Origin of the sequence: Polaromonas sp. JS666 (genome assembly GCF_000013865.1) — a bacterium.
GTDB lineage: Bacteria > Pseudomonadota > Gammaproteobacteria > Burkholderiales > Burkholderiaceae_C > Polaromonas.
Genome location: NC_007950.1, coordinates 214,146 through 227,909 on the forward strand (window position 1 = coordinate 214,146; position 13,764 = coordinate 227,909).

The 13,764-nt window shown below is 55.4% G+C and carries 13 protein-coding genes; 1 reads left to right on the plus strand and 12 read right to left on the minus strand.

What is annotated here, in order from left to right:
• Positions 1 to 287: 287 nt before the first annotated feature.
• From BPRO_RS27310 to BPRO_RS27370, 12 genes are all read right to left on the minus strand, one after another.
• Positions 288 to 1,544 carry a type IV secretion system protein gene (locus BPRO_RS27310; protein ID WP_011486296.1) on the minus strand — a complete coding sequence of 419 codons (1,257 nt, stop codon included), beginning with the start codon at positions 1,542 to 1,544 and terminating at the stop codon, positions 288 to 290.
• A complete protein-coding gene (locus tag BPRO_RS27315; protein ID WP_011486297.1) occupies positions 1,541 to 2,416 on the minus strand; it encodes a hypothetical protein in 876 nt (291 codons plus the stop codon). Before BPRO_RS27315 ends, BPRO_RS27310 begins: the two co-directional genes overlap by 4 nt.
• Before the next feature lie 13 nt (positions 2,417 to 2,429).
• Entirely contained in the window at positions 2,430 to 4,982 is a 2,553-nt protein-coding gene (locus tag BPRO_RS27320) for a VirB4 family type IV secretion system protein (protein WP_011486298.1), read from the minus strand.
• Positions 4,976 to 5,275, minus strand: coding sequence for a VirB3 family type IV secretion system protein (locus BPRO_RS27325; RefSeq protein WP_011486299.1), 300 nt, complete (start codon positions 5,273 to 5,275; stop codon positions 4,976 to 4,978). Before BPRO_RS27325 ends, BPRO_RS27320 begins: the two co-directional genes overlap by 7 nt.
• A gap of 6 nt (positions 5,276 to 5,281) precedes the next feature.
• Entirely contained in the window at positions 5,282 to 5,647 is a 366-nt protein-coding gene (locus BPRO_RS27330) for a TrbC/VirB2 family protein (RefSeq protein WP_011486300.1), read from the minus strand.
• A 104-nt stretch (positions 5,648 to 5,751) separates the two neighbouring features.
• Positions 5,752 to 6,726 carry a CpaF family protein gene (locus BPRO_RS27335; RefSeq protein WP_011486301.1) on the minus strand — a complete coding sequence of 325 codons (975 nt, stop codon included), beginning with the start codon at positions 6,724 to 6,726 and terminating at the stop codon, positions 5,752 to 5,754.
• An 87-nt stretch (positions 6,727 to 6,813) separates the two neighbouring features.
• Complete coding sequence (locus BPRO_RS27340; RefSeq protein WP_011486302.1) at positions 6,814 to 7,458, minus strand: DUF4400 domain-containing protein; 645 nt, start codon at positions 7,456 to 7,458, stop codon at positions 6,814 to 6,816.
• Entirely contained in the window at positions 7,455 to 8,048 is a 594-nt protein-coding gene (locus tag BPRO_RS30025; RefSeq protein WP_041390705.1) for a hypothetical protein, read from the minus strand. The genes BPRO_RS27340 and BPRO_RS30025 overlap by 4 nt, the downstream gene beginning before the upstream one ends.
• A 6-nt stretch (positions 8,049 to 8,054) precedes the next feature.
• Positions 8,055 to 9,962 carry a conjugative transfer system coupling protein TraD gene (gene traD, locus BPRO_RS27350; protein WP_011486304.1) on the minus strand — a complete coding sequence of 636 codons (1,908 nt, stop codon included), beginning with the start codon at positions 9,960 to 9,962 and terminating at the stop codon, positions 8,055 to 8,057.
• 2 nt (positions 9,963 to 9,964) lie between these two features.
• Entirely contained in the window at positions 9,965 to 11,800 is a 1,836-nt protein-coding gene (mobH, locus tag BPRO_RS27355; RefSeq protein ID WP_011486305.1) for a MobH family relaxase, read from the minus strand.
• 682 nt (positions 11,801 to 12,482) lie between these two features.
• Positions 12,483 to 12,788, minus strand: coding sequence for a hypothetical protein (locus BPRO_RS27365; protein ID WP_011486307.1), 306 nt, complete (start codon positions 12,786 to 12,788; stop codon positions 12,483 to 12,485).
• A 40-nt stretch (positions 12,789 to 12,828) separates the two neighbouring features.
• Complete coding sequence (locus tag BPRO_RS27370) at positions 12,829 to 13,086, minus strand: hypothetical protein (RefSeq protein WP_041390707.1); 258 nt, start codon at positions 13,084 to 13,086, stop codon at positions 12,829 to 12,831.
• 506 nt (positions 13,087 to 13,592) lie between these two features.
• Between BPRO_RS27370 and BPRO_RS30030 the strand changes: the two genes are divergently transcribed.
• Positions 13,593 to 13,763 (plus strand): hypothetical protein, encoded by a 171-nt coding sequence (locus BPRO_RS30030; RefSeq protein ID WP_157046077.1) that lies wholly within the window; start codon positions 13,593 to 13,595, stop codon positions 13,761 to 13,763.
• Position 13,764: the final 1 nt, after the last annotated feature.

The following is a 13,764-nucleotide window of genomic DNA, read 5'->3' on the forward strand; positions in this document are numbered from 1 at the left end:
GATCGGTCGCTGTTTTCAAGCGCCGAGTGACAAAAACCAACCAACCACTCAAAACAGGTATTTAAGCGCCAATCCTGCGGCCAAAAGGGGAAGAAGTATCGGGTAAGCGCGGTGTATATCCGCAATCGCGCAGAGGATGCTGACCACAGCGCTACGACCCCTTAGTCCCTGCAGTTCAACCAGAATGTCTTCGCGCTCATCGTCTGAACTGGCTTGGCCCAGCCTGGCATGGATGCCAATAAGCTCCCGCATGTCCCTCCGAACTCCAGAGGCAATGCCTGGCCCTCTCATTGCTTGTCAACCTTGGGCGGGGCGGCCGTACGGGTCTTTTCAAAGACTGCTCGGGATGCCGTCCCGTTTCCAAACGCTTTCTGTGCCAATTGTTTCCCTGCGCCACTCAGTTCCCTCCCTTTCATGAGTTTTCCGGCAAGCCCAGCACCCCCCATTTTCGCTGCCGACCCGGCAAGCCCAGCCGTCGCGGAAGCCATACGCACCGGCGACATTGCTGCAGCACCTTTTGCGACCGAGCTGAGTTGTCCAATTCCAGTCGCATTACCACTGATGATGCCCTCACCGATGTCCGAACCTTTGAGCATGAGGTAGGTGAAAATAATAGACATTGCCGCCATGACTCCAAGCGTCATCACCCCTGAACTATCCGCTTTCACGGTGGTAATCAAATTGGACATATTTTGAGAGCCCTGGACCACCACGGCGCTGACAGCGAATACACCGACGAGACCAAAGCCTGCTTTCAAAAAGAAACTCAGCCACCCACTGAAAAGGAACTCAGTCGGCTTGAACACAATCCACGGAATGAGTAAGGGGGCGAGTGCAATGGCCAATGCCAATTGAAACTTAGCCACCAGAATTGCTGCCACCCCTAGACCGGCTGCGACCAGGATGAGGAGGATCACGGCGATCCTCAAGATTAGTAACGCCACCGTCATAAGTGGTGACGTAGCCATCTCTAATACTCCTGAAGAGGCCCTTTCTGCATTCCAAACACGCGCAGCCGCCTCTAGCAAGTTTGTCGCGAGGCTGGTTTCAAGGCTTGACGTTGTCCCGGCGCCGAAAATCCCTGCGATCTTTGTCACTGACGATTCGATGACTCCAGGAAGTTTCTCCAGTCCGGCGCCCAACACAAATGACGCAATGATCAGCGGGAATACGAGGTCACCTAGCAGCTGTGGCAAAGACTGCTTAAGTGCGATATTTTTGCCAATGCCCCACAGGATCACAATCCCAGTCAGCATCACCGTGAGACGCTGCCCATACTGCAACAAAGTGGAATTTGACCGGATCGAATTGATACTGTCGTTGGCAATCTTGAGCACATTCGTGAATGCTGCGATTGCATTCTTCACCATAACGGCGGCAACGCCTGGGTCCTGCTCTTCAACTTTTTCGGTTTGGTTGGTGCAGACTCCCAATTGATCGCAGTAGGGATTATTGCCCTGAGCGAGCACGTGCCAGGTCGCGGTGAAAAACAATGCGATTACCACCAGCAACACACGAAACGCAGGGGTTTTAAGAAGGGTCATTGCTCTTTTCTCCAAGCCTTGAATGCATCCTCATCTGCCTTACGCTGTGTCTCAATATTCTTCAGCCGGGTGCGCCGGTCGTCGGCTGCGCGCTGCTTCGCCTGCTCCTCTGCCATGACGTCATCCGGGGACTTAGAGTTCATTGCAGAGGTCAGGCCCTTGTTGACCTCCGCCAGCTGCGTAACCACACGGTTCATCTGCGTATTCATGATCGCCATCGACTGCTGCACGCCCTCAGCTTCCGGTATTTTCTGCGCCATGTCCTGTGCAAATTCGTAGTCACGTTTCACCCGTTCCACCCGATTGATGTCCTCTTGGGCACGTGCAGCGGCCGAGGAGACTCGTGAACGGATCTGTAGGTCCTCTTGGGCTGCGTATTGTTCCCAGGTCAAGTTCAGTCGCCGGGCCTCTTCGAATCGCTTTGAATAGGATTCTTGAAGGCCGCCCATACTTTGTTGCAACGCGATGAGCGAGGTCACGCTGGACTTCGCGCTTGTGATCGATCCTGAAATACGGCCAATCTCGTTAGAGATGGATCCGATGTCACGAATTTTTTCAAGGCCGCCCATATTCTTCATCAGCTCGGTCTGTCCCTGCGTGAGAGAACCTAGGGCGCTATTGAGCGCACCCTGCGGAAGCTGCTTGAGGTTGATAAGCATCGTCTTATACTGCTGCAACTGCGCGACGTAGGCCTGTGCGCGCTGCGCCGTTCCCGTGACCGACTCAGCTGCCGTGATCGCGCTCTGTATGAAGCTGGTTGGGTCGAAGACGATCCATTGCGCACCGGAGACGCCCGGCATCGACGCTCCGATGAGCACAAGCGCAGAGAACAGGCATGATTTGGCTGTCTTGGTAAAGCGTATAAATTTCATGAGGTCTCCTGGATCAGTGGTTCAATAGGGTTTTGACATAGGCTTGGGACAGTTCCTGGCCTTCAAAGCCCTCATCGAGAAGCTTCTTGAACACAAGTTTCGCCCGCGGATCGGACCGGGTATGTGCAAGGATTTCTGGCGGTAACGAGACATCGATCAAGCGAATACGACCGTCCTGCTCGATCATGTAATGGCGCTTGGGTATGGCGTTCGCGAGCACGTCGACGTGCTCAGCTGTGAGACCCAGATAATCGATATATACCTTCGCGGCAGATTTAGCCTTTGCGCTTGGCAGGTAAATTCTGGTGCGAACGTTGTCGTTGAACGCAGCAGAGAGCTTTACCTTCTCGATGTCAAAAACCGACTGCGTAGCGAGGCCAATGATTGCCCTCCGCTTCCGTAATGTCCTCAAGTAGTCTTCGTAGACACCCTTGAAACGCTCATTTTGAAGCAGATACCACCCCTCCTCCAGGTAGATCATTGTTGGCGAGAGTCCATCGATCATCTCGTCAATCGCCATGAAAAGATACTCGATCACACACGGCGCAAGCTTTTCATCTTTCAACAAAGCATTCACGTCAATGCCGATGATTCCGCTTGAGTCAGCGGCGAGTTGCGCTGCAAACCCATCTTCATAGCCATCGAAAAGGTGGGCGTACTTCGACCCTGAGCTTTGGGTATTCGCGGATCCGGCAACTGCAACGAACGGTGCGAGCCTCGCGGCGAGATCCTGGTTCAGTCCGTTCAGTTGAGCATGGAAGTTGCCGAGCGTGTGCCGGTGTGGTTCGCGCGTAGCAAGTTGAGAAATAACTTGGGTTATCAGCGTTGATTGCTGCGCCGTGATGGCCTCGTTTCCATAAACTGACATCGCACCCTCGATCCAGGACGCTACCTTCGCCCATGAATTTGGGTTCTTTATCCACCGAAGGGGATTCATCTTTGCACGGGCCTTCTCAGGGTCAATGCTGATATATGAGCCTCCCATCGACTTGATTGTGATGAAGCAACTCTCATCCTTGTCGATCACAATTGTTCGAGCACCTCTGTATTTCTGCCACATCATGATCAGCAAATTCAGCAATGTGGTCTTGCCGGCACCGGTCCCACCAATGATTGCAAAATGGCCGACGTCACCGACGTGGAAATTGAAATATTCCGGCACTCCACTGGTCGTAGGGAAGAGGCAGAGGGCTTCCTGAGGAGAGCCCAGCTGTTCCGTCAAATACTCGTTCTGTGACGATCCCGACTTTATCGACCGGACCAGGGACATGTCGGACAAGTTCCGAGTGGATACCATAGAGGTTCGCACGGTTGAGTCGCCGCCCCCTGGAATCGTTGCGCAGAAGGCGCCCACCTGGTTCACGACCTCCCGTACCACACCGTAGCCCAAATTTGAATAGAGGCCCGCTATTCCCTTTAAGGTAATGTCCAGGTCCCGGCGGTCCCGCCCAATCGCCATGACAGCCATCGTGTGGTATCCAAAATTGACCCCATCGCCCGTCAATTCCGCCAGGGCAGCCGATGAATCTTCCGCAAGGGCTAACATGCCCATGTCAATCGAGTCGGACTCGTTGCCGCTTAGGCGCTCGAAGGCCTGTGTCATCGGTGACTTGATTGAAGACCGGTAGTGATGTTCGCAATCGTTTATGTATGCCTTTGCCTTCTCCCGGTCAAGGAAGCGATATTGCTGCACGACGGAAAAATCGCCTTGAAGGGACAGCAGGGCTTCGACGTCTTCGTTGTTGATGACCTGCGGCAGACCTTTCACACTCAACATCTGAACGAACTGCGAGCGCGTAGCCCCAACGAACTCCAAAATGCCGCCGTCTGCCCTCTTCAGGGTGTCGGTGACGAGCAACGTATTTAGGTAGCTCGGAAGTGGCCCACACGACACCTTGGTGCGAGGGGTCGCAAGATTCACGCGGTCGCTTAGACTACAGAGAAGCTCTTGATCGGTAAGGCGCCGCGCGTTCAAGGTCGTAAGCGTCCCCATGAATGAAGATATCTGCGACTCAAATGCAGCCGTCGCACCGATAATTTTGCCTTGCATCTTCTCGATGCCCTTCTCCATCCTAAGCTTGGACGAGATCGTTTTGGCAATAGCAGCAGGAAGGCTCCTGTGCTCGTCCATCATGGTCGATGAAATCTCGTCAAAGAAACCCATCGTGCCGCGAAACGGCCGAAATGCTATCGCAATATAGTGGCGAATCTCCGAAAGCGAGCCATCGTCAACGGATTCCCGCCAGGCGTCGTCCACACCGCGCGCAACCACGTTCTCCCCAGTCGCGGCACCAAGGAAGGTGCGCCGGCGCTTGTCCACGTAGAACCAGCCGATATTTCGATCATCGAACGCCCGCAGTGCGATCTCCATCGAGTTAGAGGCCTGATCATGCTGATCGCCCTCGGTACTTTGGAGGTCGATGCCGTCGTACTCAAACATGGCCAGCAAGGAACCGTCCATGCATATCACCAAGCCGGGCGTGATCTGGCCGAACCAGGGTACAAGTTCAGGGTAGGACCCAACCTCTTTGTTGTAGTCGCGAATCAACGATTTCAAATTCAGCATTGAAGGTCTTTCCCGTAGCCGGCAGGGCGCTTGGTGGTCGTTGCCGGCCGATGCCAGGGGTCGTAGACGTCTTGCTCCCGCATGTAGGTGAACATGGCCTCAAACGCTCCGTCGTCGCGCGAGTGCATCCACCGGGCGGAGAAATGGATGGGGAGGAGAATCAGCAAAAAGGCGTACATCCCGCCGCCCAACATGAGAACAAGAAGCAGCGACTCCACCCCGAATATGGTGATCGGAACCCCCATGACCGCCCGACGGCGGTTGAGGCTTGAGTGGATTAGGGATGCACGCATGCGGCTTTAACGGATAGCTGCGCACTGCACGTCGAACGAACCAAGTGAGCTCAGGACCGAGCCCAGACCCTGGGCAATTCCGATCAACAGCGCGATGACGAAGAGCGTGCCCCACACGCCCTTGTCCATCTTCAGCAGATAGGCCAGGATACCGACGATGGCCACGATCAGCGCCACATAGAAGAGGATCTTCTTGGCGAGATAGGTGTAGATGCCACAAAGCACATTGTCCAGGCCCGGAAGAGAGAAACTGGTTGATTGAGCATAGGCATGCTCTGGTGCCGAGGTCAGGATAAAGGCCGCCAGCAGCACGATAAAGAGCCGGATTGCCTGGTCGAGGGATTGCGCGGGTTTGTTAATGGACGAAAACATGGATTGCTCCCTAGTGGTTAAAAAAGATTGAGTTGATACTCGAAATTGAGTTTGGTGGGTAGATCGTGATTTAGGTAAATGGCAGGGACGAATGGCCCTCGAAGCTAGGCATCGGGCTCGTATCCAAAAATGAGTTTGGTGGCGTAGTTGCCGTCGGCATCGAGGCCAATCACTTCGCGCAGCTCGCACAATCGAAGTTCATTGCCCTTGGCAGTAGTCACCTCAGACATAAACCCCAAGACGTGGGCGGCCGAGGCAATGCGCTTGCGGTGAGATATGAGCGGCAGGCTGGGCTGGCCCTCAATGCACATGTCTTCCAGCTTCTCCAGGATGCTTTGGGCGTCGTCTGCATGCAGCGTCGCCACAGTGCCAGGATGCCCCGACTTGGCGGCATAAATGAGGTCGTATGCTTCTTCGCCTCGAACCTCGCCAACAATGATCCGGTCTGGAAAGCCGCGCATGGCGGATTTGATCAGGCGTCTGACCGAGACTCCCTGCTCGCTATCAGCCTCGAAGTAGACGACGTTTTCTTGCCGGAGATTGAGCTCGTGGATCGTCTCGATCACGATCATTCGCTGGTCGTCGGGAATAACCGCAAGCAAGGAATTCGCGAGGGTAGTCTTCCCTGAGCCGGTCCCGCCCGCGAGGAAGATATTCTTCTCCTCAAGCACCGCATTCGTCAGGTATGCGGCGACAGCCTCGGTAAGTAGGCCCCGGCCCACCAATTGATCGAGGGTGAACACGCTAGAGCCCAGCTTCCGAATGGTGAGGCACGATCCCATCACTGCGACCGGCGAAAGCCATGCCTCAATCCGGTAGCCCGGAAGCTGCGCACTTATGATCTTGTGCCCGGTGGCGTTGCCAACGCCTACCTCGCGAAAGCTGATTGAGGCGAGATTGGTGATCGCAGACGAGATTTCCTGGTCACTGATCTTGATGTCGACCCGGTGCTTTTTAGACCCATATCTCTTGACGAAGACTTTGTCCGCGCCGTTGATCATCACCTCTGTGACATCAGCCGCGCGCAGGAGCTCCATGACAGGAGCCAGATAGTCGAGTGCCAAGGATTGCGATTGCATGGCACAAATTTAGAGGCGAAAGGGCCTCTAAATTTTCTAGAAATACCCCTGAATTCACCGATTTCCCCTTTTTAAGGAGATCAGCGATCAGCGCGTGAAGATCGGCTGAGTGTGGCGAATAGCGAAGCTGAAAGGAAGCGCCGTGGCGATCACCCAGAACGGCATGAAGAGTGGAGTGACAACATAGGTCGGGATGATGATGCTGAGCAACGGTACCGCGCAGAGGAGGATGGTGATGTGAAACCCGAGGCTAAAAGCGGTAGGGTTCTGATGTCCCAAGCTTGCAAACTTCACATGTCGCATCTGAAACCCGTCAAATATCACCGCTACAACAAAGGGCAGAAGTATCAGAAGCCAGGCGAGAAGGACTATGAGCCGCAAAATTACGCTGTAGAGCTGCACTGAAAGCGCCCGCACTTTTGAGTCTGCTTCCTGCGCGAAATACGTCGCCACATTGCTCCCAACCTGGTGAGCCAATCGCGTGTCATCCTGGGAGTGCTGCAGGTTGTTCAGACCGGCCTGAACACCGGTGGTGCCGAAGATAAGCGAGTGAGCGAGATTTGCCGCGCTGGTAATCTCGTCGGTGTAGTGGTCACCGAACACGCGCGCAATTGACGCCTGCTCGCGCTTGAGGCTTGTTAGAAGGTTCTCAGCTGACACCAGAAACGGGACGACGAAGATGCCAACAAGGGCAAGGATGATCCAGAACCCTATGTGTGATGTGCTTTTCATAGAACGCCAAGTCCTGAGTTTTGGGGTCTGAACAGCAAACGGGCGGCCTCGGCCGGCGTCATTATTTGGGCTGCGATAAGGTATTTGCCCATCACATACTCACCCTCGTCGGCCCTTATCGGGTAGCTGCTGATCAGGTAGTCTTCTGGCAGCCGGTCTGCCCACTCGCCATAGGGACCGCTCGACGGGTCCCAGACGAGAACGTCAGCCTTCTGGTTTGGGGAAGCGGCTTCAACTCTGTTGGTCACCACGATCTCGCCGCTCTCCAACAGCACTTCCAGATAGCTTGCCGCAGCCCGGTCGGGGGGAGCACCAAGACTGCGTTTCATACGGAAATTTGCAATTGCTCGGGCCACCAGCTCTCCCACAATCGGCTGATCCCCAGGACCTTTCAGGTCTTGGCCCATCAAGCGAGCGAGTTTCAGCGATGCCGTCTGAAGCGGTGGCCACATGGCCCATACCGCCTTTCTTCCTTCAAGGTGCCCTTTGGAGTCGAGCCAGGGTATCAGCCATGAGGAATGATCCTTCTCAGCCTTGGCAGCCGGCGGGGAGCTAGATTTCGGGATGAGGCGAAGGATGTTTGAAGACATGGATGCTTAATTTTGAAATTCGAGAATTGGGATGCGGCCTTTGAAGATCTTGGCCCTGTTTACGACTGCAACATACTGGAGGTCAGGCATAGACATCAGCACGCTGCGTGGGATCATCACGCGATTCTTTTCGCTAAAGCTGATGCTCTTCGTCGCCGAGTACTCCAACCCAACGTCCTCCGTTTTCTGACCGGAACCCTGCGAGCGATTGGCCGAAACGACGTCGACCTCGCCGAACTTGTCCGAGATCAGGTCCAGGGTGTCGGTGTCCTGTGTGGCGCCCACAATCAGGTTGTTCATGTTGGCCATGAATCGCTTTGCGGCGTTCACATCCCCGCCCATTTTGGTGACGATGTCGCTGAACGCCTGGAACGCAAGGTAGACGTGGATGCCAGCGCCGCGCCCCTTGTTGCAGATCTCAATGAGCGGCGCGCAGATCGCATTCGACCCTTCGTCGATTAGAAGGTGAACGCGCTTTTGGCGCTTCTGCCCGGGCTCGGTGTAGTTGTAGAGAGAGCCCGCTTCGGCGGCAAGATCCGAAATCGCAAATGCGGCGATTGCGGAGGCCACGGCCGGATCCGATAGGGCGTCCGTGCCCATGTAGAAGATCTTCCCCTCCTGAATGACCTTCCCCATGTCATAGATAGGCCGGAGATCCGTCGGATCGTCATAGTCCGGCGAGAGCATCCCGCGAAGGTCTCCGGTGGACAGCTTTGTCAGCGTTGGCGTCAGGGCAACGATCATCTTCCCGAACCACTCGCGGTTTGACTCCAGATTGCCAATGAGGCTATCGATCTCCGCTGGTTTCGGACCCTGGTATTCCTTGAAGAAGGCGATCAAGGCCAACAGTCGCGGTTCAGCCTTCTCTGCGAAGGTGGACTTGGCTCTGCCGCCCTTCGCGTTCTGCGCGGACGTGATGCTTTGGATCTTCTCGTTGATTTGCGACGAGAAGTTGTCGACGCGAGGCGTGAGCCACTGGACCAGGACGTCTTCACACAGCTTCTCGGAGTTATCCAGGGCGCGGATATGGTCGAGGATTGACGCAATCGTCGGCCGGCGCCCAATGATCTTCATGCAGGCCACAATGCTCGTAATAACCTGCCAGCAAAAGTCGATGAAGTTGTTTCCTTCTTCACCGGCGCTGATGATCTGCGTGATTCGAGAAGCTACCTGGGATTCACGCTCCCAGTTCTTCAGGCCGTCGAAACGCACACCTTGGCTTGGAAATGCCGGATGGAAACTGATGAAGCGCGAGGGATCCCCGCAGGCGGTCGCCGCGTCCTGTCCAATCGCTTTCAAATCCTTGTCCCCTTTCGGGTCGATGATGATGACCGTGTCGCCCGCGCGCACGAATTGGTAGACGAGCAGTTTGTACAAGCTGGTCTTGATCGCACCTGTCGTCGCCGCAATGGCCGTGTGGCCAGCAAAGCCGGTGAACGGAACAATTACATCTTTTTCGGTGCCGAGTCCGTGCACCCACTGGCGGCCCTTCATGCCGCGCGGATCGAACTTAACGCCTTTCAGCCTGAGGAACCAGTTGGGGGGATAGATCTCCTCGGTGTCCCGTTTCAGGATGTCGTAGGCCTGCTGTGTATGGCTAGGCTGCCACTCCCATCCCCAGCCGAGCCATACGCTGTCCTGCAGCTGCTTCTGCACGCCGTCCAGCTGCGAAGTGCTGACTTTGTCGATCGCGGCCCCGGACAGGCGGACTTTGTAGTCCCATACCTGCGCAGCCTGGTAGTAGCGCAGGACCATCATGAACATGGCGAAAAACAGCATCATCGCCATAGCCGTCCCTGACAGGTTGGAAAACAGCGCGAGTCCCACGATCCAGAGCAGCGCGAGGGACCAGGCCAAGGCTGCCCGACCTTCGAAAACGGGGCGAAAGAGTGAGTCGGCTTTCAGTTCACGCATCGTCAAACCTTTGCATCAATGGCCATCCCGACCTTGGCGGCGAAGTCGAGCTTCACCGCGAATGCCATACGGGGAGTTGGCGAGTCAGAAAACACAACCTTGGAGACTAAGGCCACACCTTTTTCCTGAGGATTCCTTGCAATCACGCCAACTCGTTCGAGCGGGTTCAACACATCTGCCAGGTCATAGCCTGCCGTGTTCGTGAGCCAGTTGACACAAATTGCCACCCCCCAATCAAGAACCTTCACTCGGTCTCCGCGATATGCAAGACTTTGCTCGATGACCATGCCCAAGGCGTTGGCCGTGTCATCGTCATCTTTCATCTTCAGACGCTTGAGCCAGTCTTGAGGAACACGCTTTCCTGGGTGTGGACTTGAATCGCCTCCCACCTCCACTGAATCGGTCGAGACTACGAGCGCCGGCGGCACCTTGTGGGCGGAACTCTCTTTATTGGCCGAAGGGCTTGCTGCCGATGTAGTCACCTTCACCTGCGTGGTCGGCGCGTCAGCAACTAGTGCGGATGGCTGCTCTGCAGCAGCGCCGGCCGCGCGAGGCGTGTTCACCGCATCCACCGTACGGGCGGCAGCCAGGGTCAACTGCTCGGCCTGAGCCTCAACCATAGCCTTCCCATAGGGGGACGGAACGGGTTGGAAGTCGAGGTGACCCAACAGCACAGCCGGATCTTTGAAACGCATGGCCGACACAACATACTTCTCGGCTCCGACCACAATGTCGTGCACCCACACGCCTGTATCCTTGCCAATGACCACACCGCTTTGACCCAACATCTCCGCAAGCGTTACCGAAGAAAGCGGCATTCCCTTGAGCTGCCGCTTCGCAAAAATCGAAGTTACGTCCTCAAGCCCGCGTGGCCACGCCACGTAGAGTCCATCGGACCCCCAGAACAGGCAACCGTTTGGATCATTGAGCTTCCACTCCCTCTCTTCGATCAGCTCGCGCAGCGCATTCAGGAGGTGAATCTCAAACTGGGTGCCGATGGTAAGGCGCCCGAATCGTGCGGGATGTTGCAGGGCCTCGACCTCTTTAACCCGCCCAATGACGCCGTTCAAGACCTTTCCAAGAATGCTGTCGGCAGCCAGCATTTCCCGAGTTGCTGCGACATTCAGATCTCGAATAATTTGGGAATCTGTCTGGGACAACCAGTTCATGATTTCGGGAGGGACGATCGCAGAAAGGACCGAAGCGCCCTCAGCGCCGGTAACGCGCGCCTTCTCGTGCCAGATTACGAAGTATCGATCGGCAGATCGCTCCTTCAGCCACGTGAGAAGTGGAACACCATACTTTGGCCACTGAGTCCCGTCGGCGACGGTCACAGTCATTTGTCCTACGGGAAGGTGCAACTGCGAAAGCAGCCCGGCCAAGAAGGCGGAGTATCTCCATGCACCGATGGTCCGGTGGCGTTCCTCAATCGTAGATTCAGGGACGAAGATCTTTCCCTCGGCCGCCTGCCTGGCCATCAGCGCGATGTCCAGGCTCATGTTGAAAAGTCCACCTGGTCCGCTGTAGTGCGACGAGGAAGTGGCGGGCAGTAGGTGGACATGACTGGCCAGGAGCCGAATCGGTGTCATGTAAAGCCGCTCGAACTCGCTCGCCGTACCGCCGGCAATCTCGACAAGACGTTTTAGCTTCGCCTCCGCACCGTGCAGGAGCTGCTCCGCATCGATTACAGGCAGGCCAGGGTCTAGCGGAGGATAAATCGCCTCAAGACTGGCCTTGGACGCCTGCCAGCGAGAGCTGTTCGCAAGAGTGGCCCGTTGTTCGACGATTGGAGCGAGTGGCGCCGCTGCCTTGCGGGTGAAAATATTGAAGATGGACATGACACATAAGTGTGATGTCCTGCGGCCGAATTTCGGGGGATGAAATCACCCCGAATTGAGCTATTTCCCTGCCGCGGGGGATTATCTAAGCCACTTTTGCGTGCCGCGGAACCATAGGATCGGCTTTTGACGTAGCTTTGCGGTTGGCGGTAGCCAGCAAATCGCAGAAAACACAATCGATGGAGGTGACCGAGATGTGTTTCGTCAGGAGATTTCGCGATCCACATGCGCCGCACCTGTGCAGCCGGCTCTCGCGAGTTTCTATTTCAAGGGCGACAACATACCAGTGGTCAAACGAAATGAGTTGTTTCTCGTCGATTCCGAAGCCGGCCTTGCGCCGGTATAGGCGGTACACGACCACGAGAGCGGACTCAAATGCCACGCCTGCACACCGCAAGTCGCTAAATTGCGTGTACAGCGCGTTAAGGTTCGACCGGTAGGTGAGACTGCGGTACATCAGGACAACCTGCTTGCAGGAAGGTTGCGTTCCTCCTGGTGGCCTGAGGTCGCTTGTCTCGTAGATTCGCCTGGCGGCCATCTCGGCATACTGATGTGGCACGAGCTGAGCAATAGTCGCCGGCCGGGCCCTAAAACTAACCAGCTCTCGAATACTTGTGATCTGTTCTGGTGGCACCACGGCCACCAAGGTCTCGCGCTTGAGTCTACTTCCCGCTTGCATGATTTACCGCCCTGATCCGTACTTCAACCGCGCGGCAGATCTAACGTGAGCCTGACCTTGCTCAGCCGGAAGGATTGATGCGTTGCGCAATGTGTCAGCGTCGATCAATGGTTGCAGGAGAAATGTTCCCAGCCCCGCCACCTTCTCCAGATCCGCTGAAGGGATCGACAGCGTCTGCGTCAGAAATTCGCTGGGGATGTTTAATCTCAGGCACAAGGCATCGCCTTGAGAGCTGTGGCGGGTAACGATGTTCAGAAACTGGCGGTTGAGAGCTGCAATATCGGCGTCGAGAACTTCAATCGATGACATGAATAAATCCTGAAAGGTAGAGAGCCGCGTTGGCCAGTAATCAACGTCCGGTACCGCTACGGCCCAGCACCCAAATGCTGTTGCCAACCGCTCGAGCTTTCTCGAGATTGGTCAGATCGACTTGGGCAGCCTTCTCCTTTGCTTGCCCTTCGGCATCCACGAGTTGTTGTGACAGCTGGAGTGAACGCTCATTGACATTCAAAGGTTGAGTGACATCGTAGGAAGGCGCGCTTTGTGACGAGGAGGAGGTGGCCGCAGCGACACTGCCGTCATAGCCACCCGAATCCGGAATGATCAAGTTGCGATACTTTCCACATTTCATCCACGGAGGGCACCCCTGCGCGGCCGAAATGGCTGGCATTACACCGAAAAAAATCACAACTAGCAGAACGCGCTTGAGACATGAAATCACTAACAATCGAAGCTCCCTTTTTTTATCCTAAGTGAATGTGTTTAGAAACGCAACGTAATTTCTGATTTGTTAGAGTGACAAGACGAGAAATTTGCAAAGCTTACTAATGAAATCAAACGGCACAGTTTGTCACTCTGGAAGTGACAGCGGAGAGAAATGAATTCGAAAGGATTAATTACGGGGAAGTGCCGCGAATATGTGAACATTTACTAGTACCTCTATTTGTCCGGCGGTTGCAACACTTAGTCAATTAGGGGTGTGTCACTTTTCACCACATACAGTCCAATCGGTTTTCGGCACATAGAAGCCGCCGCCGAAGATCGCCCCCTTCATTCCAAGGCCAAGAGGATCTCCCTGATCTCGCTGTCGATCTCGTCAGCCATGCTCAGCCAATGGCCGGTCACACGCTTGATGCTCGCGCCCTGGTGATTGCCTTGCCAATGGGCGAACAGCTCCCGGTAGCCAGCAAGCTCGACGCGCCATTTAGCAATGTTATTTATCCGCTACGCGACGCACAAGGGCTCAAATTATTTGGTGAATCAGCTTTTTTCATGGATACTTGAG